Below are 22,008 nucleotides of genomic sequence, written 5' to 3' on the forward strand. Positions count from 1 at the left end.
TCGGCGCCCTTGGGCTTTTCGCGAGCAGGCTCGCTCCCACAAGGGACCTCATGTATACCGAGATCCAATGTGGGAGCGAGCCTGCTCGCGAAGGCGTCAGCGAAGACGCCGCATTACTTACCGACGAACTCCGCCTCACGCTTGGCAATGAACGCCGCCATGCCTTCCTTCTGATCCTGCGTCGCAAACGCCGCATGGAACACCCGACGCTCAAAGCGCACGCCTTCGGCCAGGCTCACTTCAAAGGCACGGTTGACGCTTTCCTTGACCATCATCGCAATCGGCAGCGACTTCCTGGCGATCAACGCCGCGACTTTCAGCGCTTCATCCAGCAGCTCATCGCTTGGCACGATCCGCGCCACGATGCCGCAACGCTCCGCTTCCACGGCATCGATCAAACGCCCGCTCAGGCACATTTCCATGGCCTTGGCCTTGCCCACGGCGCGGGTCAGGCGCTGGGTGCCGCCCATGCCCGGCAACACGCCGAGGTTGATTTCCGGCTGGCCGAATCTGGCGTTGTCGCCGGCCAGGATGAAATCGCACATCAACGCCAGCTCACAGCCGCCACCCAGGGCAAAACCGTTGACCGCCGCGATGATCGGCTTGCGGCGGTTGGCGACGCGGTCGCTGTCGCTGAACAGGTCGTCGATGTAGATCTGCGGATAGGTCAGCTCGGCCATTTCCTTGATGTCGGCACCCGCGGCAAACGCCTTTTTCGAACCGGTCAGGACGATACAGCCGATGTTCGCATCCGCCTCGAAACCATCGAGGGCCTGGTTCAGTTCGCTGACGATCTGCGCGTTCAACGCGTTCAACGCCTGAGGACGGTTGAGGGTGATCAGGCCAACACGGCCGTGGGTTTCCAGCAAAATCGTTTCGTAGCTCATAAACAACTCCTGTTTCACATAAGGCCAGATCCCTTGTAGGAGCTGCCGCAGGCTGCGATCTTTTGATCTTGTCGTCAAAAAGCCAGATCAAAAGATCGCAGCCTGCGGCAGCTCCTACGGGGGGCTGTTTTTTATAGGTTGCGCGAGATGACCATGCGCTGAATGTCACTGGTGCCTTCATAGATCTGGCACACCCGCACGTCGCGGTAGATCCGCTCCAGCGGGAAGTCGTTGAGGTAACCATATCCGCCGAGGGTTTGCAGCGCCGAGGAGCATACCTTCTCGGCCATTTCCGAGGCGAACAGCTTGGCCATCGACGCCTCGACCAGGGCCGGCTTGCCACTGTCGCGCAGGGCGGCAGCGTAGTGCACCATTTGCCGCGCCACGGCGATCTGGGTGGCCATGTCCGCCAGGCGGAACGCCACGGCCTGATGCTCGATGATCGGCTTGCCGAAGCTTTCGCGCTCACGGGCGTAGTCGCGGGCCGCTTCAAACGCGGCGCGGGCCATGCCCACCGATTGCGAGGCGATGCCGACGCGGCCGCCTTCCAGATTAGCCAGGGCGATCCTGTAGCCTTCGCCCTCCTCGCCCAAACGGTTGGCCACCGGCACCTTCACGTCCTCGAAGAGGATCTGACAGGTGTCGGAGGCGTGCTGGCCGAGCTTGTCCTCGACCCGCGCGACTTTATAGCCCGGCGAATCGGTCGGTACGATAAACGCGCTGATGCCACGCTTGCCGGCGTTCGGATCGGTCACCGCAAACACGATCACCACCCCGGCATTCTGCCCGGAGGTGATGAACTGCTTGCAGCCGTTGAGCACGTAGTGGTCGCCTTCCAGACGCGCACGGGTTTTCAGGCCGCTGGCGTCGGAACCCGCCTGGGGCTCGGTCAGGGCGAAAGCGCCGAGGATCGCGCCGCTGGCCAACGGCTTGAGGAAGCGCTCCTTCTGCTCGTCGTTGCCGTAGTGGAGAATCGGCACACACCCCACGGAGTTGTGCACGCTCATGATGGTCGAACAGGCGCCATCGCCGGCGGCGATTTCTTCGAGCGCCATGGCGTAGGCCAGGTAACCGGTGTCGCATCCGCCCCACTGCTCCGGCACCAGCATGCCGAAGAAGCCCAACCCGGCCATCTCGCCGATGGCTTCCTTGGGGAAGCGGTGTTCGCGGTCCCATTCAGCAGCGAAGGGCTTGAGCCGTTCCTGGGCAAAATCCCGGGCCATGTCGCGGATTTGTTGTTGGTCGTCATTGGGGATCATGGTGAATCCTTAAAAAAATCGTGCCGAATGCAAGAACCTGTGGGAGCGAGCCTGCTCGCGAAGAGGCCGAGTCAGTCGAGATCATCGTCAGATGACAAACCGCATTCGCGAGCAGGCTCGCTCCCACATTGGAAAGCATTGCCTCAGTACAGGCATTCCACGGCCATGGCCGTCGCTTCACCGCCACCGATGCAGATCGCCGCGACGCCGCGTTTCAGGCCTTTCTGGCGCAGGGCCGACAGCAAGGTCACGAGAATCCGCGCACCGGACGCCCCGATCGGGTGGCCCAACGCACAAGCGCCGCCGTGCACGTTGAGTTTCTCGTGGGGGATTTCCAGGTGAGTCATCGCGGCCATGCCGACCACGGCGAAGGCTTCGTTGACTTCCACCAGATCGACGTCATTGAGCGACCAGCCGGTTTTCTTCATCAGTTTCTTGATCGCGCCAATCGGCGCCACCGGGAACAGGCCCGGTGTATCGGCGAACGCGGCGTGGCCATGGATCACCGCCAGCGGCTTCAGGCCTTGTTTCTGTGCCTGGGACTGGCGCATCAGCACCAATGCCGCCGCACCGTCGGAGATCGAACTGGAGTTGGCCGCCGTCACCGTGCCGCCTTCGCGGAACGCCGGTTTCAACGAAGCGATCTTGTCCAGTTTGGCTTTTGGCGGCTGCTCGTCGTTGCTGATCACCACCTGCTCTTTGCCGACCGTCACGGTCAGCGGCACGATTTCGGCCTTGAAGCTGCCGTCCTTGATCGCCTGCTGTGCGCGGGTGGTCGAGGCAATGGCGAACGCGTCCTGGGCCTCACGGCTGAAGCTGTTGGTTTCGGCGCAGTCTTCGGCGAAGGTGCCCATCAGGCGGCCCCTGTCGTAGGCGTCTTCGAGGCCGTCCAGGAACATCGAGTCCTGCACCCGGCCATGGCCCATGCGGTAGCCGGCACGGGCGCGGTCCAGCAAGTAAGGCGCGTTGGACATGCTTTCCATACCACCGGCGACCACCACGTCGGCACTGCCGGCCACCAGCATGTCGTGGGCCAGGATCGCCGCTTCCATGCCCGAACCGCACATCTTGTTCAGGGTGGTGCAGCGGGTCGATTTATCCAGCCCGGCACCCAGTGCCGCCTGGCGCGCAGGGGCCTGGCCAAGGCCGGCCGGCAGTACGCAGCCAAACAGCACTTCGTCGATGCTGCCACTGGAAACGCCGGCACGTTCAACGGCGGCTTTGATCGCGGCCGCACCCAGTTGCGGCGCGGTCAGGCTTTTCAGTTCGCCCTGGAATCCGCCCATGGGGGTGCGGACGGCGCTGACGATTACAATCGGATCGTTGGACAGTGTCATGACAATTCCTCCTTATTTGGCGGCCATGCGCAAGGCACCGTCGAGACGGATCACCTCGCCGTTGAGCATGCTGTTTTCAATAATATGCTTCACCAGCCCGGCATACTCGCCCGGTTTACCCAAACGCGGCGGGAATGGCACGCCAGCGGCCAGGGAGTCGCGAACTTCCTGGGTCATGCCGGCCATCATCGGCGTCTCGAAAATGCCCGGGGCGATGGTCATCACACGGATGCCGAAGCGCGCCAGTTCACGGGCCGCCGGCAACGTCAGGCTGACGATGGCCCCTTTGGACGCCGAGTACGCCGCCTGACCGATCTGACCGTCGTATGCCGCGGCAGACGCGGTGTTGATGATCACGCCGCGCTCGCCATCGGCATCCGCTTCGGTTTGCGCAATCGCCGCTGCCGCAAGGCGCAGCATGTTGAAGCTGCCGATCAGGTTGACGTTGATCACCTGGCTGAAACTGGACAGCAAGTGCGGACCGTTCTTGCCGAGAATCTTCTCGCCACGCACGATGCCGGCGCAATTGACCAGGCCATTGAGGCCGCCAAAGGCTTCGACCGTCGCCTGCACGGCCGCTTCGGCCGCCGCTTCGTTGCTGATGTCCGCCACCACGCTGTGCGCGCCAAGGCGCTGGGCCTGGGCTGCAACGGCCTCGGCGTTCATGTCCACCAGCATCACTTTCGCGCCTGCGGCGACCAGCACCTCGGCGGTGGCTGCACCGAGGCCGGAAGCACCACCGGTGACGATAAAAATCTTGTTCTCGATCTGCATCATTGTTTCCCTGGATTCAAGCTGGAAGGTTTTTCGCCGCAGCCTCTTGAGCCTTGGCGATTTCCTGGTTGCGCAAGATAAAGCGCTGCAATTTGCCGCTTGGGGTTTTCGGCAACTCGCTGACAAATTCGATTTCACGGGGGTACGAGTGCGCCGCCAGGCGCTTGCGCACGTGCTGCCGCAGCTCTTCGGCCAACGCAGGTTCTGCGCGGTATTGCGGGCTGAGCACGACGAACGCCTTGACCAGTTCGGTACGCTCCGGATCGGGTTTACCGACCACGGCGGCCTCCACCACGGCCGGGTGTTCGATCAGCGCACTTTCCACGTCGAACGGACCGACCCGGTAGCCGGAGGTGGTGATCACGTCATCGCTGCGACCGACGAAGCTGATGCTGCCGTCCGGGTTCCACTCGACGGTGTCGCCACTCAGGTAGTAGTCACCGACAAAGGCCTTGGTCGGCCCGCCTTCGTAGCCGGCGAACCAGCACATCGGCGACTGGCTGCGGTCGATGGCCAGGATGCCGGGCTGGCCAACACCCAGTTCCTTGTATTCGTCATCGAGGACCACAATGCGGTGGCCCGGCGAAGTAAAGCCAGCGGCGCCCATGTGGATCGGGTGTTCAAGGCCATGGTGGTTGCACAGCACCATGCCCAGCTCGGTCTGGCCGTAGTGGTCGTGGATGACCACGCCGAGGTTGTCGGCGAACCAACGGATCACTTCCGGGTTCAGCGGCTCGCCGGCGCTGCTGACGATCCGCAGCTTGCCCTTGATCGATCTGGCGAACTCATCACCGCCGGCAATCAGCAAACGGTAGGCCGTCGGTGAACCGGTGAGGTTGGTGATCCCGTACTTGTTGATCACCCGGCAGGTGCTTTCGAGGGTGAACGGGCCATCGTAAAAGGTGATCGGATGCCCCATCGACATGGGCCCGGTGACACCGTAGTAAATGCCGTAGGCCCAACCCGGATCGGCGACGTTCCAGAAGGCGTCTTCAGGACGCAGATCCACCGCGTCGCGGATGTAGCTCTTGAACGCAACGATGGCCTTGAGCGGCACCGACAGCGCTTTCGACGGGCCGGTGGTGCCCGAGGTGAACATCAGCAGGAACGGATCTTCCCCGGTCAGCAGCACGGGTTCGCAGTCGGCGGAATAGTTGGACAGCTCGGCCCAGAAACTGCAATCGCCACGCACCAGGCCCTGCCCTTTGGGGCCAGTGACGGTAACGATGGTCGGGCAGTCGGCGACTTCGGCGAGTTTCGGCCGGTTCACCCCATCGGTCACCACTACTTTGGCGCCAGAGCAGCTCAGGCGGTGCTCGATGGCTTTGGGACCGAACGCAGTGAACAGCGGTTGATACACCGCGCCAATGCGCCAGGCGGCAAACACGGTGATCAGCAATTCGATGTTGCGTGGCAGCAGGCCTGCGACCTTGTCGCCCTTCTTCACGCCCTGGGCCAGCAGGTAATTGGCGAAACGCGCGGCCTTGTCCTGCAAATCAGTGAAGGTGTAGGTCGCACTGGCGCCGTCGCGCCCCTCCAAGAAAAGCGCGATGCGCCCCGGCAAGGCATGCCGGTCACAGCATTCGACACAGGCATTGAGGGCCGTCAGGTCGCCTGCGAGTGCGGCGTCGACGGTGTGCTGATAGTTGAACTGATCTGTAGCAGACAGGTAATCGCGCATTGCCAGAATCCCTCTGTGTTTCTTATTAGGTTGGGGGAACCGTAATCAACAGGGAAATACTCGCTCTGCTCGGGGTGGCGGGCAATGGTCAAAGTTATCAAGTTGCCTGACTGGTTTGGCCAAAGCCCTCAGGCATCAGGACGTGAAGCGCACCCCCGGTTTAGCGCGCTCGTCCACGGTCAGCTCGAACACATCCGGGCGAGCGTAGTGACCGACCACGTCATAGTCGTAGCGGGCGCGCACGAGGTCGTCAGTATCGATCTGCGCGGTCAGCAGACCGGCGCCATCTCGCAACGGCCCGGCGAGGATGTCGCCCATGGGCCCTACGATCACGCTGCCGCCGGCGATCAACGGCCGATCCGCCGGCCAGTTGGCGATATCCAGTCCCAGGGCCTGGGGCGATGCCTGGACCTGACAGGCGCTGACCACGAAACAACGCCCCTCATGGGCGATATGGCGCATGCTGACCTGCCACATTTCCCGTTCGTCCACGGTCGGCGCGCACCACACCTCCACGCCTTTGGCGTACATCGCCGTGCGCAGCAGCGGCATCATGTTTTCCCAGCACACCGCCGCACCGATGCGCCCGACCTGGCTGTCGATCACCGGCAGCGTCGAACCATCGCCCTTGCCCCAGATCAGCCGTTCGGTGCCGGTGGGCATCAACTTGCGGTGTTTGGCCAGCAGCCCGGCCTGCGGATCAAAGTACAAGGCCGTGCAGTACAAGGTGCTGCCGGCGCGTTCGATGACGCCGATCACCAGATTCGCCCCGGTGCGTGCGGACAGCGCCGCCAGCGCCTCGGTTTCCGCGCCTGGCACGTCGATGGCGTTGGCAAAATAGCGGGCAAAGGCTTCGCGACCTTGCGCCAGCCGAAAACCAAGCTGCGTACCAAAGCCCTCGCCTTTGGGATAACCACCCAGCAGCGCTTCCGGCATCACCACCAGCGCGGCGCCGGATTCGATGATCGCGGTTTCATAGGACAGGATCTGTTCCAGGGTGTCGGCCTTGCCACCGGGCAAGGCGCCAATCTGCAAGGCCGCAACGATTGATTTGGGCATCACGAAATCTCCATTCGCATCAGGGGTTGCTCATTCTCCGGCGCCACGTGATCATCAATAAAGACCGATTCACTGCTGAATGATATGAACCAGATGAATATCACCAACATCGACCTCAACCTGCTCAAAGTCTTCGAAGCGCTGCACGAAGAATCCAGCGCCAGCCGTGCCGCCTTGCGCCTGGGCGTGACGCAGTCGGCCGTCAGCGCGGCCTTGCGCCGGTTACGCGAGGTGTATGGCGATCAACTGTTCGTGCGCACCGGACGCGGCCTGGCGCCCTCGCTCAAGGCCAATCAGCTCAAGCCGGTGGTCAGCGAGGCCCTGAACAAATGCCGGCAGAGCCTGGCGATGGTCGATCCGGCTGCGCAGCAGTACGAAGGTCGCTCGGTCACCGTGGGAATGTCGGACGATTTCGAAATTGCCTACGGTCGCCGACTGATCGAGGAAATCGCCCGGAGCGCGCCGAAGTTGCGCCTGATTTTCCGCCAGACCCATAGCCAGATCGTTGCCCAGGCGTTGATGGAACGCAGCATTGACCTGGCGATCACCGCGGGCGGGTTTGCCGAGCGGCTGCTCAGCCGTCAGGTGCTGGGAGAGGGTGATTATCTGTGCCTGGCGGACCCGTCGAGCCTGGTCGAGGGCCAGCAGAGCATCAGTCTTGAGGCGTTTGTGTCCCGCGAGCACATTCTGGTGTCGTCCGGCGGTTTTATCGGGATTACCGACGAAGGATTGGCGGCGCTGGGCCTGAGTCGGCGGGTGTGCGCCTCGACCACGCATTTTGCCGCGCTGCCGCATTTGCTCAAGGGCAGCCAGGCCGTGGCGACCATTCCGGCCCATGCCGCCCGAAGCATCGCGACGCTCAGCGGCCTGGCACTGCTGCCCTGCCCTCTGGACTTGCCGCGCTACCCGATCGAACTGGGCTGGCGCACCAGCACCCAGCTTGACCCGGTCGTTTTGAAAGTGCGCGAGGCGATTGTCGCGAGTTTCGCCTGACAACCGATGTTATTTGTTGGCCGCCATCAGGCGATTGACTTCGCTGCGCACCATGTTGGCGTATTCCGGGGGCGACATGCCGTCCAGTTCGGCGCGCACCCATTCGGCCCACTTGCCTTTGCGCTTGGCCCGTTCACCAAACAACCGTGCGGCCTCGCCCTTGGCTTTGCCCAGGTTGTTTTGCCAGAGTTCGAACAGACGGGATTTCTCGTCTTCAAGCGCAGCGCGCTCGGCGAGGGGTTTGTCGGCCAGATTGAAGCTCATGGGAATTTCCTGCTGCGTAAAATTGGCGACATCTTACACTGTAGGGCGAAATGTCCTGCGCCGGTTTTTCAGCAAGATGACCTTCCCGGGCAAAATAGCTGCAACTTTTCCGACGGCCGCAGACTCCATTGTTCACTGCCCACTTACCCGCAAGGAGTACTTCAATGGCCCGCAAAACCGCCGCGCAAGCTGCCGAAGATCAAATCAAGGATCAAGCGTTCAGCGAACTTCAATCGTTGATCGAAGAGTCGGAAAAACTGCTGAAAAGCAGCGCCTCACTGGTCGGGGAAGAAGCGGATACCCTTCGCGGACAAATCGCCCTGAAACTTCAGCAGGCCAGGGATTCGGTAACCAGCGTGCGCAACCGCACCCTGCCCGCGGTCGAGGCCACTGAAACCTATATCGGCGGGCATCCATGGCAAACCGTGGCGATTTCCGCCGGGTTCGGCCTGGTGGTGGGGTTGCTGCTGGGGCGTCGCTGAGCACTGGCAAACACTGAACCCTGTGGGAGCGGGCTTGCCCGCGATGGTCGTTAACGATTACGCGGGAAATCTGATTCCCCGCGGTGCCCTCAAGTCCATCGCGAGCAAGCTCGCTCCTACAGGGGTTGCGTTAATTGGACATTATTTGCCAATACCCCGGATCACTCCCCCGCCAGCTCCCGCAGGTCCGCCAGCGTCCGGGCATCCAGTTCAATGCCATTGGCCAGCGACCTGGCGCGCTGATGATGACGCCGGTCACCCGGCAAACGCTTCAGGCCGACACCGTGCATTTGCCGCACCAGTTCCTGGCTGCGTTCGGCAAAACTTTGCCCCGCTGCCTTGGCCGGATCAATCACGATCAGCAATTGGCCCGTCCAGGGCGTCTTGGCGCCTGGGTGGTTCTTCCAGTCGAACTCGAAGGAAAAATTGCCGCCGGTCAGCGCCGCCGCAAGCAACTCGACCATCATCGACAACGCCGAGCCCTTGTGTCCGCCAAAAGGCAGCAACGCACCGCCCTCAAGAATCGCTTTCGGGTCGGTAGTCGGCTGGCCGAGGCTGTCCACGCCCATTCCTTGCGGCAAGCGTTCGCCCTGGCGTGCGGCAATTTGCACGTCGCCATGGGCAATGGCGCTGGTGGCGAGGTCAAAGACAATCGGTTCGCCCTCAGCCCGTGGCGCGGCGAAGGCAATCGGATTGGTACCGAACAGAGGTCGATCGGCGCCGTGGGGCACCACGCAGGTCATGCTGTTGACCACGCTCAACGCTACCAGCCCCTCATACGCGAAGGGTTCGACATCCGGCCACAAGGCGGCGAAATGGTGCGAATTACGGATCGCCAGTACCGCAATACCCGCACTTCGGGCCTTCTGCACCAGTAATTCGCGTGCCGCCGCCAGGGCCGGTTGCGCAAAACCGTTATCGGCATCGACCCGCACAAATCCCGAAGCCACATCTTCGACCACCGGAACGGCCTGTCCATTGACCCAGCCGCTTTGCAGCGTCGAAACATAACCCGGGATCCGGAACACCCCGTGACTGTGGGCGCCATCGCGCTCGGCGCCGGCGCAGTTTTGCGCCAGCACCCTGGCAACCTCGGCCGAGGTGCCATGACGCAGAAAAATCTTCTCCAGCAAAGCGCTCAGCGCTTCGAGTGACAGGTGTGACGAGACCGCAGTAGAGGCGTGATCGTGTGGCGCAGACATCTGAAGCTCCAGAATGATTATTGGAGGGAACAACAGCGTACAAAGACCCGCCGATTAACAACGCGCGGCGAGTGACCTGTCAACCTTTCGCTCAGGGGCGACGCGGTATATCCGTGTCACCAATGCCCAGGTCCCGTGCGTTATCTATTTACCACCTGCGTCAACGCACCGGCTTTTAGTCTCGATGCTCAACCCACAGGCGCCCTTGAGTGGCACCTTGAACGAGACTCGACGATGTCTACACCCGTGACTCCGCTGTTTTTCCCCGAAGCACTGACGATGCCCGGCCTCTGGCGAGAACTGGGCCAAACCCACGGGCTGGCGCAAAAGGATTTCGAATGGTTCCGCCATATCGAACTGGCCAGCCAGGCCCTGCGCGATGAGCAGACGCCGCCCATGCTGGCAAAAAAAATCCTGCTGAAAATCCCTGGCCAGGAACCCGTGGCGCTGGCCGGCAGTTTTTTGCTGACCGCGACGCCGGATGACAACGGCGTGATTCTCTACACCCCGTATGCCGGTATACAGAAGTTCACCAGCCGCTCGGCCCTGACCGAACATCTGGCGGCACGACTCAGAGCCGTCAACGAAGACGATGAACTGCTGGCCTTCATGGCGCTGTCACATCGCAAGGCCGTGGTGGCTGCCGACCATATCGGGCTGGAGTTTCAAACCATTGAAGGTGACGTCTTCGAGGACCAACGCACCACCCTCGCCCACCATCAGCAACTCAACGACCAGGCCCTGCTCGATGAACTCAAGGCGCTCCCGTCCCTGACATCGCTGCTCGACGCATTGCTGGCTGAACAACTGACGGCGTCTTTTCCCGGCGTGGATCAGAGCCAGACCCGGGTGAATTTCTATCTGGCAGCGGACGCAAGTCGTCCGACGCGACCTTGGGTCAATTCCCTGTCGCTGAGCGACGCCGTGCTTCTGCACTATCGCCATCAGCGTTGGCCCTCCGGGCAGACCCATGAATTTTCCCACCCGAAAAAGCCCCCGGCCAACGCTGACCAGGAGCACTGGGAAACGGCGGTCACGACAGTCTCGCGCAAACTGGTCAGCCTGCTGATCGGGCAGCTCGAACACTATTGGGACGCGGCGAGCGCCAATGGCGCCTCGCGTCGCGCACTCTTCGGCCGGGCCATCGCCGATCAGGCGCGCGTGCAACTGCTGCTCAAGCGCGAAGCCGGGATCATCACCCCGGAGCAAAGCCAGGACCTGCACGCGTTGATCTCGACGGCCAGCCGGACGAACACCTCGATGACGGTCGAAACCGTGCGCCTGTGGGAGTACCAGGCCAATTACGTCGAACTGGCCGGCTCACTGATGGTCAGCGCCAGTCATGCGTTTCTCTACACGCCCACCGAAGGTTTGCAGGTGCTCAAGGACTATCGGGACTTGCGCGATACCGTGCGGAGCAAGTTCGGCGCGGCCGGTCACGAGGACGAACTCTATGGCCTGCTGAGCCTGGACGAACGCCAGCGATTCATTGGTTTTGACCGGCCGAATGTGACCGGGGAAGCGATCTCCGGTGCGATCTTCAGCAAGCTCTTCGACGCCATCGTCACCAAGCAACTGCAGAACACGGAATACAGCCTGCAGGTGTTCCGCCACAGTGACGGCGCCGTGGACATCCGCGCCCTGTTCGACAAGGCACTGGATATCCGTTCGATGATCAACGAGCGGCTGTTGACGCTGGCGTCCGATGGACGCTGGAGCACGCGGCCGGTGTTGTCCGGCGACCAGCATCCGTCCATGGTGCTGGCCGATACGGCGGCAGCGTTCGTCAAGAGCTTCAGCGACATCGAAACGCTGATCAACGCCGACGTCGCCGCACAACCGATCGCTTCACTGGCGTTGCAGCGGGTCTACCTGGAAAACCTGCAGCCGCGCCTGGCCCATGCGCTTTCCGTCGGCATCCGCGGCGAGGCAAGCCTGCGCACACTCGGCGCGACATGGGCGGAGGCGGACCGGGCCATCGTCGATACGGTGTTCAACCCGGATCAGGCCGATAGACATAACCGTCGCTCCTTGAAGGGGTTCCGGCCCGACGCCTATTCACTGACCCTTGAGTGCTCCGGTCTGCGGGATGTCCTGCCGCTCGCCCATTGCCTGCTCCTGACCGAGCGCGGTGGACTCGACCCGTCGCATTCCGGACGGACGATCCTGTGGACGCCCGCCGAGGGGCTGGAGGTGTTTGACAACATCAGCCGTGCCAGGCAGGAACTGAACCAGCGCCTGCTCGACCCGCAACAACGCATGGCGCTACTGGAAAACCTCACTCCGAACCAACGCGTCTTCCACCAACGCTACTCGCTGGGCGCGCTGCGGCTGATTGAAGGGTCAGTACTGGAGCAGGTCGCACGCTCATCCATCGATCACTTTCTGGCTCGCTGCGAACACGCGCGCAGCCTGGACCTGAACGGCACGAAGCGGAAAAAGGCCCTGAAAGCGCTGACCACGACCGGGATCAACACCCATTTGCGCAGAGCCACCTCGATCGCCCGGGCGATCACCCTGCAACAGTCACTGCCCACATGGCTTGGAATGGCCCCGTTTGAAGACCAGCGGCTGCACGTTGAACTGCTGGAGCAATACCGCAACAGCGTCGAGGAGGACAAAGACTACTTGCACGGGATCACCCCCCTCAGGTCGTATGTGCATGGACGGCTGACGACGTTGCTCGGCAACCGCTTCCCTGCTATTGCGCTGGACCCCGACGATATTCAAATCATCCCCGACCTCAACCTGACCGGTCCCGCACGGAGCCTTACCGAGCTCGCCCTGAACCATGTCAATGTCGCGCAAGGCTCCGGATTCCAGGTTTCCTCGACAACCACCCAGGCGCTGCCCGAGGGGCTGGACCAGACGGCGGTCCGTCAACTGCTGCAGTCATTGAACGTTGTGCAAAGCTACGCCGCACAGGTAACGCAGACGTTGTCCGGTGCAACGGCCGACGCCGAAAGCCGGATGCAGCGCTTCGTCAAACAACTGCCCTGGCAACTGCTGCAACACGCCCACCAACTGAAGCTGTTGCAAAGGCTGTCCGGCAGCGCGTTCGATTTGCTGCGACAGGTGCTCGACATGCCGGACGCCACCGCCCGGGCAGCCGTGCAGGGAGCACACGCGATTGCCCGGCCACTGGAGCTGATCAAGACCACCGGCGCCGCCGCCGTCAAAGCGTTGGGCCTGTACCTGGTGAGCCCCGGCAACGCAAAGGCCGGGCCGCAGATCCTCTATGCCCCTTACCACCCTGGCGGCTCGCCTTTTATCGAGTTCGACACTGAGGCCAGCCTTGTCTCGGCGCTGAACACCCCGGGGCCCTTGCAGGACATGTTGCTACGACGCCTGCCGGACAGCGAGCAGTCCGCCTTCCGCAACCTGTTCAGCTCGACCGTTGGGCAATTGAGTGAGATCACCCTCGGGTCCAGCCCCATCGACGGCAATTTGCTCACCCAGCTGTACCACGACAACACCCGACTGCTGTCGCAGATGCTTGGCAGCCAGTCACACGCCGCAAGCCAAACGGACTGGGAAGCGGTCAAACACCTGTTCGGCGCCGGCATCCAGCGCATCCTCGGCCTGTTGCCGGGCAAACTCGCTTATGTGCAGTTTCTCTGGAACGCCTACAAGGACGCCCTCAACTCCGCAGAAGCCCTGCAGGATCATCACTGGAAAGTTGCGCTGGAGGACTTTATATCCGGAGCGGCGCAACTCATCTCATTGGGCAGGCTGTCGCTCGATGGATGGACCGACACGGCCCAGGCAACCCAGGAAACCCTTGCCGCACCGGTTGCCACACCAGCCATCGCAGCAAAGTGGTCCGAGATCGACTCGACGGCACCGCTTCGCACACGGCTGCAACCTTTCGAAACCACGGTCGAACTCAAGAACCTGACGAAAAACAACGCTGACGGCACCTACCTCGATGCGACGAGCAAAAAAACCTACGCCCCCATCGCCGGCAAGGTGTACGGCGTAGACAAGACCGGGCCGGCCTGGCGAATGATCAAGAACCAGGAACAAGGCCCCGTACTGCTGACTGCGCCAGACAAGCGACTGGTGATCGACCCGGACATCCACACGGTGCACTTTGGCAAGGCCATGTCGAAAATGCACAATCAGTTGGCCCATGCCCATGTCGCCAGGGACGTGCTGAACATCGAGGCCCGGGGGATGGAAGACATTCGCGCCAGACATCCCGAGAAAGCCCGAATGATCGTGCAGGCCATCGACATGGCGCGCTATTACGCGTTCAACAGTTTGCACAACATGGCGCAACTGCGCAGATTCGTCCCCGGCACCCGGCTGGACACCTTCCTCAAAGGCTTCTTTGGTGTCGGCCAGGTCAACGCAGCGCTGCTCGACAAGATCAAGGACGCCATCCTCCCCATCTGCAACGCGCTGGTCGACCCCGATGAAGACTGGATGAACTCCCATCGTTTTATCGTGGGTTCAAACCGGGACCCGCAGGACAACCTCATCGCGTTTGTCCTGGACAAGGATCTCAAGCGCCACGTGCATTTCACCGAAAGGTTCTTCGATCAACAGCTCGACTGGTACAAATCCTGTCTGTCTGAGCCCTTCAACGTCGACGGCCACAGCCAGGCCGCCACGCTGATTCACGAGTTCGCTCACCTGTTTTCCGCAGCCGTGGACATTGCATCCCTTGAAGCCCGGCGCCCCTTCAGCGATCTGGTAGCACCGATCACGGCCTACGGTGCCGCCATGAAACAGACCCAACTGGACTTCCAGCGAGAAGCCTTGTCGCTGGACACGCCGAAGGAGGAACTGTTCGCACGTTGGAACAGCAGCCTGCAATCGTGGATCAGCCTGGATTCGATCCCGGAGGCCTACCACATCGGAAAGGCCATTCTGAGGTTAACGGGCAGCAGGACCATGGAGAGGGCAAGGGATGCATTCCTGGACGGGCAAAATGCGAACTTCAGGACAGACGTCATTTTGCACAATGCCGATTCGCTCGCGTTCCTGATCTGCGAAATGGGCCGGCAACTGGACCCGGTGCCCGTCACATAAGCCTCCGGAACCTGATCCTGACATCACAAAGCGCAGATCCCCGGATCTGCGCAGCACATCGGCCGCGATGGCATTGTGATGATTTTTTTGATCTTTTTTTCACGCGCCCTATGGATACTGCAAGCCGACAACAAGCTATCCAGAGGCAAAGCGTTGAAAAAAAGTTACACATTGATAGTTAAATGCCATGACTGATGTTCTCGCAGACAGCCCCCAAGGTTAGAATGCACGAAATCAGGATGAGCCAATGACCGAACACACGCTCTCGGAAGCCGACTACGACGCTATCACCGATGCCGCTGCGCATTGGTGCATGCGTCTGCACGCCAATGACTGCACAGAGCAGGAGCGCCACGCGTTCGAACAATGGCGTAATGCGCATCCGCTCCATGCCTTCGAGTACGAAGCGATGCTGGAAATATGGGATGTCGCCGGCGACCTGCCCCGCCCCGCGCCCGTCCAGCCGCTGGTTCGCCCCCAACCCGAAGCCCCGTGGCGCCGCCTGGCCATTGCCGCGGCAGTCTGTGCCCTGGCACTGCCTTTGGCCGGTTATGGCGGCTGGCACCTGGGTTGGGTACCGAATGCGTACCAGCATTTCGAAACCACGGACAATGTTCGTACGGTCACCCTGAAAGATGGCAGCCAGGTGGAACTGAACCTGGGCAGCGAGCTGACGTACAGCAACTACAAGGATCAGCGGCAGGTCACGCTGGAAAAAGGCGAAGCGTTCTTCAGGGTCAGCCATGACACCCGTCACCCGTTTGTGGTCAAGGCCGCCGAAGGCCGGATTCGCGTGACCGGCACCCAATTCAACGTCTGGATGTATGAAGACCAGGTCAAGGTCAATCTGATCGAGGGTTCGGTACTGGTCAGCAGCAATGACAACCTGACCGGAGACGGTTTGCGCCTCGACCCGGCGATGCAGGCCAGTTATCGCCGCGGCGACTTCACTCCCCGCATCAGCCAGACCTATGACAATGACAGTTCGCTGGCCTGGCGCCAGGGCAAGCTGGTGCTCGACGATCTGGCACTGAACGATGCACTGCCATTGATCAATCGCTACCTGGACAAACCGTTGATGGTCGCCGACAACAGCACCGGTTCGATCCATATCGGTGGCATCTACAACATCAAAGAGATCAACGGCCTGGTGAAGTCCCTGCCGCGGGTCCTTCCGGTCTACCTGACCCGCAATGACAACGGCAATCTGGTGGTCAACGCGATCCCGCAAAAGACCCCGAAAAGCTGAAAAGGCCGCCACCCTTGCGGGGAGCGGCCTTCAGCGTTTCAGAAAAACCCACTACCTCAATGCGCGGCGACCTTGGCATCCTCCTGGCGGATCGTCTGTACCTGATACTGCGGATCGGACGTGATCTGCTGCTCGGTGAACGGCAGCACGCTCCATTGCTTCTGCGAAAAGGCCTGCGTCTGATCCCGTGAAAATTTCGAAGCAGGGTCACTCGACAACGAGAACGCCAGCAGCCCCTTGGCTTGTGGTCCGTTTTCGTCGAAGGTCACCACTTGCAGGTAACTTGTGCCACTGACCACCTCGCGCTTGCCGTCGCTGCGCGGCACGCTCTGGATCGCGTTGTAGACCCCCAGCGTACCCGGCCCGCCATGGATCGGCGTCTGTTGCCCGCCACTGCTGACCACCTGGATGTCGCCCCAGCGAGTGTCCGGTTTGAGGCCTGACGCCTTGACCAGCTCAGCCGAAGTCAGCATCGCTGTGCGTAGCGCCTTGGCCACTGGCGGGTGATCGACGGCGAGTCCACTCGGGGTATGCTGCGGGTCCTGCGGATCGAACGCCACGCGCCATACGTCCGGTACCGGCTCCAATGCCTCCATGACATTCTGGAAGTGCACAAAGCCCAGACCGCTGCCCAGGTTGGCCTTGCGGTCCCAGGCCTTGAGGCTGGCGCACAGTGGCGCGAGGGTTTTGGCATCGGCACCGAGATCCGCCCCACAGAATTGCAGCAGGTCCGGCATCACTTGAGCCGCCTGATAGACCTGATCATCCATGACCATGTGCTGCAAGTCCGCCACCGCGACCTTGCCGGCCCCGGTCAGCGTGCTCAAACGGTCCAGGGCAAAGCGCGAGCGTAGCCCCAATGGCTGGCCATCCTGGCTGATCAGCGGCGAATAGCCGGTCAGCGGTTGCGCCGGATTGGCCATCCACGCCGAATCGTTGGAATGCTGGACAAAATCCTTGCGCAGCAGCTGCGGCAACTTGTCCGCCGCATAGATACCCTGTTGTGGCGCCTGCGGGTCGATGTCCCAGGCACAGGCACTGTTGGAACCGTCAAGAATGATCATCTGCAGGCCGATCCGCGGATCGCTGCATTGCGCCAGCTTGTCGACGCTGACGTTGGGCACCACCGAGAGGTTCATGTACAGCGTCTGCCCCTGATCGTCCGCCGCCAGGGTGTTGACCCACGGAATGCCCTGGATCCTGTGCACCGAGGCCTGGAAATCCTTGAGGTTTTCGGCGCGGTTCATCGCGTACCACTGCTGCAGGACGCGATCGTTATCCAGGTTGGCGTCGCGCAGGCTGAAGGCGTACTGATGATCCCAATCCAGTTTTCCTGGCCATTGCACCACCGGACCGAACTTCGAGCTGTAGACCACGCGGGAAATCGCCTGGACCTGCCCGTCCGCCTGCCTGACGTTGACGGTCACGGTCTGCTTGTCCATCGGCAAGGACTGGCCGTCGAGCAGGTAACGGGTCGAATCCTTGGGATCGAGTTGCAGGCGATACAGCGTGAAATGCCTGGACGAATCCACGGTGTGGGTCCAGGCCAGATGTTGATTGAAACCGATGTTGATCAGCGGCAGGCCGGGCAACGCCGCGCCCATCACGTCCAGTTTGCCGGGAATGGTCAGGTGCATCTGATAAAAACGCATGCCGCCCACCCACGGGAAGTGCGGATTGGCCAGCAACATGCCGCGTCCGTTAAAGGAACGTTCGCTGCCGATCGCGACCGCGTTGCTGCCGCGGTCCAGGGCAAACCGTTGCATGCGCCTGGCGGCCACCTGGAACGCTGCCTGGGCGTTCGACGCCCTGGCCACGGCTTGGGGCGGCGTGGCACCGGCCAGGGCTTCGGCGAACTGGCCGACACCCCCTTCGACCAACAGGCGCCGGGTCAGCTTGACCAGATCCATTGCTGTGATGTCCCGCACCCAATCGCCCTGGCACTGTTGCGGCAGACCTTGGGCGCGACGTTCGCTCAGGGAACGGTTGAACCCTGCCACATAGCCTTCAATCAACTCACGCACCGGCGGAGTCTGGGCCTGCCAGAAACCGGCGACGGCTTGCGGGGTGTTGAGCCAGGTGAAGAACAGATCGCTGACCAGGTTCTCACGCGCCTCGACGGTGAACTGATCCGGTCCGAAATAGCGCGAACGCTCGCCGTTCACCGTCGTGATCTCGTTCGCCAGCAGGCACAGGTTGTCCTGGGCGTAGGCATAGCCGATGCCGTAGCCCAGCCCGCGCTCGTTGTCGGCGCGGATGTGCGGCACGCCGAAACTGGTCCGGCGGATGTCCGCGCTGGTTGGCGCAGACGTATCGCTTGCGCTCGCCGCAAGGCTCAGCCCCACGCTCAACCCCAGAGTCACACCCGCCAGGCTCAACCTGGTTAACTGGCTGGAAATAATCACGCTCGCTCCTGATCGAAAAAACGATGGCCGCTGTTGCGCGCACCCACGCGCGCAGTGCCTCCCTGTAGGGACGAAGCTCAGATCAATAATTTAGGGTTTTGCCGCACATTGGCGTGCGAACTGACAGGCTGATCACACGACGTCGACAAAATTTCTACATTCGAGCCTTCATGATTTGGGCAGCTCATACGTCTAGTCTTATAAGAGCGCCCAATTTTTCCTGATCAGGCTCTGAAAAGGAGTTTTGCAATGTACAACTCGCAACTGCCAACGGACGGTAGCAACGCGCCAAAGGGTACTTCCATGGGAGTCGGCGTATTCGAGCCGCGTACCGATCGCCACGGTAACGAGCGGATCCGGATCCTGCTCAAGAGCTATGGCCTGCGGACCAGCCTGATCCGCCTGAAAGTCATCGATGCCCTGCTGACGGCCGCCGAAAACGACCGCAGTCTTGGCGTGCGTGGCGTGCACAGCCAATTGCTGGACCTGGACATTCCCCTGTCCTTTCTCAGCGTGCGCGAAGTGCTCAAGCGCTTGTGCAGTGAAGGCGTGATTGTCCTAAACCCCGATAAAAGCTACAGCCTGCATCCACAGGCTGCCGCCATCCTGCGCAACCAGTGAGCGAATGATCAGGGCTTGACCTTGCGGCGCATCACGCCATTGATGACTACCACAATCACCGCCACGCCAATGGCGATGTACTGGAACATTTTTTCGCTGATGACGCCGGTGTTCTGCAACCAGGAAAGGCCAAACATGATCCCCAGCACCACCAGGGAGATCAGAATCGAGTATTTCAAACGTTGCGACTGTGTCATTGCAGGTTCCTGAATCTGAAAATGTATCCGGTTTGTATCAAGACGCTTGCCAGGCACTTACCCTGTTTCCGGGATAAGCGGCCACAAGCGGGGTCACATGTTACAGCCGATGAAGAGTTTTAGCTTCATTGCGGCGATAACCATGAGGACTTTCAAATGTTGCGTCGAATCACATTGCTGATTCCCCTGCTGGCCATCCTGACCCTGAGCGGTTGCGTTGTTTTCCCCCATGGGGGCTGGCATCACGATCACTACTACGACCATGGCGCACCGGGTTACTACCCACATCGTTAACCGCTGTTCAACGCCCTGAATCCTTCCTGTAAAAGTCATTGCCAGGCTGGGCACAGAGTTCCACCAGCCAGTCGACAAACACGCGCACCCGCCGGGATAACTGGCGGTGCGGCGGATAAAGCGCCGTCATCGGCATGCCCGGTGGCGGCACTTCCCTCAGCACCTCACACAAACGCCCCTCCTGCAGTTGCCGGGCCACGTGATAGTACGGCGTCTGCACCAGTCCATAACCGGCCTCGCACGCCGCCAGATAACCATCGGCACTGTTGACCGCCACCTGCTTGGGCAGGTCGACCAATTGCACCTGGCCATCCACGACAAACTCCAGCCCATAGCGTTTGCCGCTGCTGCTGGAGAAGTACTCGACCACCTGATGCCCGCGCAGGTCATCCAGGGCCTGGGGCGTTCCGTGCCGCTGCAGATAGTCGGGGCTGGCACAGGTCACCTGATCCATCATCACCAGCGGCCGCGCCACCAGCGAATCGTCCAGCGGCGAGCCTCCGCGCAACACACAATCGACCCCTTCGCGAATCAGGTCGACCGGCCGGTCATTCAAGCCGATTTCCAGTTCGATCAACGGATAGCGGGCGGTGAACTGCGGCAGCGCCGGAATCACCACCAGACGCCCCACGCCCGCCGGCATGTCCACGCGCAACAGCCCCTTGGGATTGTGGCGTGCGGCACTGAACACCGCTTCGGTCTCATCCAGATCCGCCAGCAAGCGCACGCAACGCGGGTAATAGGCCGCACCGTCGAGCGTCAGGCTGATCTGCCGTGTGGTGCGTTGCAGCAGTTGCACCCCCAGATGCGCCTCCAGTTGCTTGATCACAATGGTCACCGAGGCCCGGGGCAGTTGCAGGCTGTCGGCGGCCTTGGCAAAGCCACCCAGCTCGACGATTCGGGTAAAGACGCGCATGGCGTTGAAACGGTCCATTGCTGGTTCCACCGACGGATTATTTAGATTTTACGAATAGTGATAGCCGTTTTAGCCGGTTTATCTTGTTTCTGTCGAGGCGAACAATGGCCACTCACCTCACAGGGAGCTGATTTCATGCACACACGTCAATTGGGAAAAAACGGTCCGCAGGTGTCGGCCATCGGCCTTGGCTGCATGGGCATGACCGACTTCTACACCACCGGCACGGATACCCGCGAAGCCACGGCGACCCTGCATCGCGCGCTGGAACTGGGTGTCAACCTGCTCGATACCGCCGATATGTACGGCCCGCACAGCAATGAAGAGCTGATCGGCAAGGCCATCGCCGGCAAGCGCGACCAGGTGTTCCTGGCCAGCAAGTTCGGTATCGTCCGCGACCCGGCGAACCCCGGTGCCCGGGGCGTCAACGGTCGGCCGGAATACATTCGCCAGTCCATCGACGGCAGCTTGAAACGCCTGGGCGTGGACACCCTAGACCTGTATTACCAGCACCGTATCGACCCGCAGGTGGCCATCGAAGAAACCGTCGGTGCCATGGCCGAACTGGTCAGTGCCGGCAAAGTCCGATACCTGGGGTTGAGCGAGGCCTCGGTGGCGACCCTGGAGCGGGCGCACAAGGTTCATCCGATCAGTGCGTTGCAGAGTGAGTACTCGTTGTGGAGCCGTGATCAGGAAGAAAACGGTTGCCTGGCGGCCTGCCGGCGCCTGGGCGTCGCCTTTGTGCCTTACAGCCCGCTGGGCCGAGGCTTTCTGACCGGCGCATTGAAAAGCCCGGATGATTTCGCGGCAGACGATTATCGGCGTTTCAGCCCGCGTTTCCAGGGCGAAAATTTTGCGAAAAACCTGCTGCTGGTGCAGCAAGTCCAGGCGCTCGCGGCAGAGAAAGGCGTGACGGCGGGCCAACTGGCGCTGGCGTGGGTGCTGGCCCAGGGTGACTACCTGATTCCGATTCCGGGCACCAAGCAACGCAAATACCTGGAAGAAAACGTGGCCGCTCTGCAGGTGAGACTGAACGCCGATGAACTGCAGGCGCTGGAGTCGGTCTTTGCGGCGAATGCCACTGCAGGCCTGCGTTATCCGGAGGAAGTGATGAAACTGCTCGACCGCTGAGATAACGAAATATCTGTAGGAGCTGCCGAAGGCTGCGATCCTTTGATCTTGCTTTTGCGATCTGGAGATTGCTGAAGATCAAGATCAAAAGATCGCAGCCTTCGGCAGCTCCTACAGGGGGAACGCCTGCACCACCAAACAACGAGGTCGAGCGCGGCGGGCCCTGTAGGAGCGAGCCTGCTCGCGAAAAACCTGAGAGCACCGCGGGGTGTCAGGCTCC

The 22,008-nt window shown here is 61.4% G+C and carries 18 protein-coding genes; 7 read left to right on the forward strand and 11 right to left on the reverse strand.

Translation table 11 applies throughout. The features are described from left to right. Positions 1 to 113: 113 nt before the first annotated feature. From AC3WJW_RS25810 to AC3WJW_RS25835, 6 genes are all read right to left on the reverse strand, one after another. Positions 114 to 887, reverse strand: coding sequence for an enoyl-CoA hydratase (locus tag AC3WJW_RS25810; RefSeq protein ID WP_493727936.1), 774 nt, complete (start codon positions 885 to 887; stop codon positions 114 to 116). A gap of 131 nt (positions 888 to 1,018) precedes the next feature. Beyond that, positions 1,019 to 2,146 (reverse strand): acyl-CoA dehydrogenase, encoded by a 1,128-nt coding sequence (locus tag AC3WJW_RS25815; protein WP_493727937.1) that lies wholly within the window; start codon positions 2,144 to 2,146, stop codon positions 1,019 to 1,021. A gap of 143 nt (positions 2,147 to 2,289) precedes the next feature. Beyond that, the gene (locus AC3WJW_RS25820) at positions 2,290 to 3,483 is read right to left on the reverse strand and encodes an acetyl-CoA C-acyltransferase (protein ID WP_493727938.1); all 1,194 of its coding nucleotides are present in this window, start codon (positions 3,481 to 3,483) and stop codon (positions 2,290 to 2,292) included. A 12-nt stretch (positions 3,484 to 3,495) separates the two neighbouring features. Next, positions 3,496 to 4,257: an SDR family NAD(P)-dependent oxidoreductase gene (locus tag AC3WJW_RS25825; protein ID WP_033047337.1), complete on the reverse strand. Its 762-nt coding sequence runs from the start codon at positions 4,255 to 4,257 to the stop codon at positions 3,496 to 3,498. A gap of 16 nt (positions 4,258 to 4,273) precedes the next feature. Then, positions 4,274 to 5,938, reverse strand: coding sequence for an AMP-binding protein (locus AC3WJW_RS25830; RefSeq protein WP_493727939.1), 1,665 nt, complete (start codon positions 5,936 to 5,938; stop codon positions 4,274 to 4,276). A gap of 135 nt (positions 5,939 to 6,073) precedes the next feature. Then, entirely contained in the window at positions 6,074 to 6,997 is a 924-nt protein-coding gene (locus AC3WJW_RS25835; protein WP_493727940.1) for a carbon-nitrogen hydrolase family protein, read from the reverse strand. Between the two features lie 84 nt (positions 6,998 to 7,081). Here AC3WJW_RS25835 and AC3WJW_RS25840 point away from each other — a divergent pair, with 84 nt between their 5' ends. Next, positions 7,082 to 7,990, forward strand: coding sequence for a LysR family transcriptional regulator (locus AC3WJW_RS25840; protein WP_493727941.1), 909 nt, complete (start codon positions 7,082 to 7,084; stop codon positions 7,988 to 7,990). Positions 7,991 to 7,999: 9 nt separating this feature from the next. Here the strand turns inward: AC3WJW_RS25840 and AC3WJW_RS25845 are convergent, their stop codons facing one another. After that, positions 8,000 to 8,254 carry a hypothetical protein gene (locus tag AC3WJW_RS25845; protein WP_007970091.1) on the reverse strand — a complete coding sequence of 85 codons (255 nt, stop codon included), beginning with the start codon at positions 8,252 to 8,254 and terminating at the stop codon, positions 8,000 to 8,002. Between the two features lie 164 nt (positions 8,255 to 8,418). On the opposite strand from AC3WJW_RS25845, the gene AC3WJW_RS25850 reads away from it, so the two are divergent. Next, complete coding sequence (locus AC3WJW_RS25850) at positions 8,419 to 8,736, forward strand: ElaB/YgaM/YqjD family protein (RefSeq protein ID WP_015094973.1); 318 nt, start codon at positions 8,419 to 8,421, stop codon at positions 8,734 to 8,736. A gap of 161 nt (positions 8,737 to 8,897) precedes the next feature. On the opposite strand, the gene AC3WJW_RS25855 is transcribed toward AC3WJW_RS25850, so the two are convergent. Further along, on the reverse strand, positions 8,898 to 9,938 hold the full coding sequence (locus AC3WJW_RS25855) for an Ldh family oxidoreductase (protein ID WP_493727942.1): 1,041 nt from the start codon (positions 9,936 to 9,938) through the stop codon (positions 8,898 to 8,900). Positions 9,939 to 10,172: 234 nt separating this feature from the next. Between AC3WJW_RS25855 and AC3WJW_RS25860 the strand changes: the two genes are divergently transcribed. Beyond that, the gene (locus AC3WJW_RS25860) at positions 10,173 to 14,975 is read left to right on the forward strand and encodes a hypothetical protein (protein ID WP_493727943.1); all 4,803 of its coding nucleotides are present in this window, start codon (positions 10,173 to 10,175) and stop codon (positions 14,973 to 14,975) included. Between the two features lie 247 nt (positions 14,976 to 15,222). Then, positions 15,223 to 16,224, forward strand: a complete 1,002-nt coding sequence (locus tag AC3WJW_RS25865) for a FecR family protein (RefSeq protein ID WP_493727944.1) — start codon at positions 15,223 to 15,225, stop codon at positions 16,222 to 16,224. Positions 16,225 to 16,280: 56 nt separating this feature from the next. Here AC3WJW_RS25865 and pvdQ read toward each other — a convergent pair whose 3' ends face one another. After that, positions 16,281 to 18,629 (reverse strand): bifunctional acylase PvdQ, encoded by a 2,349-nt coding sequence (pvdQ, locus tag AC3WJW_RS25870; protein WP_493727945.1) that lies wholly within the window; start codon positions 18,627 to 18,629, stop codon positions 16,281 to 16,283. Between the two features lie 249 nt (positions 18,630 to 18,878). Here pvdQ and AC3WJW_RS25875 point away from each other — a divergent pair, with 249 nt between their 5' ends. Continuing rightward, positions 18,879 to 19,250 carry a fe2+ zn2+ uptake regulation protein gene (locus tag AC3WJW_RS25875; RefSeq protein ID WP_493727946.1) on the forward strand — a complete coding sequence of 124 codons (372 nt, stop codon included), beginning with the start codon at positions 18,879 to 18,881 and terminating at the stop codon, positions 19,248 to 19,250. A gap of 8 nt (positions 19,251 to 19,258) precedes the next feature. Here the strand turns inward: AC3WJW_RS25875 and AC3WJW_RS25880 are convergent, their stop codons facing one another. Beyond that, positions 19,259 to 19,447 (reverse strand): hypothetical protein, encoded by a 189-nt coding sequence (locus AC3WJW_RS25880; RefSeq protein ID WP_007970993.1) that lies wholly within the window; start codon positions 19,445 to 19,447, stop codon positions 19,259 to 19,261. A 156-nt stretch (positions 19,448 to 19,603) separates the two neighbouring features. Between AC3WJW_RS25880 and AC3WJW_RS25885 the strand changes: the two genes are divergently transcribed. Beyond that, positions 19,604 to 19,741: a hypothetical protein gene (locus AC3WJW_RS25885; RefSeq protein ID WP_493727947.1), complete on the forward strand. Its 138-nt coding sequence runs from the start codon at positions 19,604 to 19,606 to the stop codon at positions 19,739 to 19,741. A 7-nt stretch (positions 19,742 to 19,748) separates the two neighbouring features. Here AC3WJW_RS25885 and AC3WJW_RS25890 read toward each other — a convergent pair whose 3' ends face one another. Next, positions 19,749 to 20,675 (reverse strand): LysR family transcriptional regulator, encoded by a 927-nt coding sequence (locus AC3WJW_RS25890; RefSeq protein ID WP_493727948.1) that lies wholly within the window; start codon positions 20,673 to 20,675, stop codon positions 19,749 to 19,751. A gap of 117 nt (positions 20,676 to 20,792) precedes the next feature. Between AC3WJW_RS25890 and AC3WJW_RS25895 the strand changes: the two genes are divergently transcribed. Further along, on the forward strand, positions 20,793 to 21,788 hold the full coding sequence (locus tag AC3WJW_RS25895) for an aldo/keto reductase (RefSeq protein WP_493727949.1): 996 nt from the start codon (positions 20,793 to 20,795) through the stop codon (positions 21,786 to 21,788). The last annotated feature ends 220 nt before the right edge of the window (positions 21,789 to 22,008 follow it).

It is taken from the genome of Pseudomonas sp. GW821-FHT07G06 (assembly GCF_058986625.1).

Bases quoted from the DNA above. Each gene is read 5' to 3' on its own strand.
- AC3WJW_RS25835 (WP_493727940.1), bottom strand. From the start codon at position 6,997: ATGCCCAAATCAATCGTTGCGGCCTTGCAGATTGGCGCCTTGCCCGGT.
- AC3WJW_RS25825 (WP_033047337.1), bottom strand. From the start codon at position 4,257: ATGCAGATCGAGAACAAGATTTTTATCGTCACCGGTGGTGCTTCCGGC.
- AC3WJW_RS25850 (WP_015094973.1), top strand. From the start codon at position 8,419: ATGGCCCGCAAAACCGCCGCGCAAGCTGCCGAAGATCAAATCAAGGAT.
- AC3WJW_RS25830 (WP_493727939.1), bottom strand. From the start codon at position 5,938: ATGCGCGATTACCTGTCTGCTACAGATCAGTTCAACTATCAGCACACC.
- AC3WJW_RS25880 (WP_007970993.1), bottom strand. From the start codon at position 19,447: ATGACACAGTCGCAACGTTTGAAATACTCGATTCTGATCTCCCTGGTG.
- AC3WJW_RS25875 (WP_493727946.1), top strand. From the start codon at position 18,879: ATGTACAACTCGCAACTGCCAACGGACGGTAGCAACGCGCCAAAGGGT.
- AC3WJW_RS25840 (WP_493727941.1), top strand. From the start codon at position 7,082: ATGAACCAGATGAATATCACCAACATCGACCTCAACCTGCTCAAAGTC.
- AC3WJW_RS25895 (WP_493727949.1), top strand. From the start codon at position 20,793: ATGCACACACGTCAATTGGGAAAAAACGGTCCGCAGGTGTCGGCCATC.
- AC3WJW_RS25885 (WP_493727947.1), top strand. From the start codon at position 19,604: ATGTTGCGTCGAATCACATTGCTGATTCCCCTGCTGGCCATCCTGACC.
- AC3WJW_RS25820 (WP_493727938.1), bottom strand. From the start codon at position 3,483: ATGACACTGTCCAACGATCCGATTGTAATCGTCAGCGCCGTCCGCACC.
- AC3WJW_RS25865 (WP_493727944.1), top strand. From the start codon at position 15,223: ATGACCGAACACACGCTCTCGGAAGCCGACTACGACGCTATCACCGAT.
- AC3WJW_RS25810 (WP_493727936.1), bottom strand. From the start codon at position 887: ATGAGCTACGAAACGATTTTGCTGGAAACCCACGGCCGTGTTGGCCTG.
- AC3WJW_RS25860 (WP_493727943.1), top strand. From the start codon at position 10,173: ATGTCTACACCCGTGACTCCGCTGTTTTTCCCCGAAGCACTGACGATG.
- AC3WJW_RS25845 (WP_007970091.1), bottom strand. From the start codon at position 8,254: ATGAGCTTCAATCTGGCCGACAAACCCCTCGCCGAGCGCGCTGCGCTT.
- AC3WJW_RS25815 (WP_493727937.1), bottom strand. From the start codon at position 2,146: ATGATCCCCAATGACGACCAACAACAAATCCGCGACATGGCCCGGGAT.
- AC3WJW_RS25890 (WP_493727948.1), bottom strand. From the start codon at position 20,675: ATGGACCGTTTCAACGCCATGCGCGTCTTTACCCGAATCGTCGAGCTG.
- AC3WJW_RS25855 (WP_493727942.1), bottom strand. From the start codon at position 9,938: ATGTCTGCGCCACACGATCACGCCTCTACTGCGGTCTCGTCACACCTG.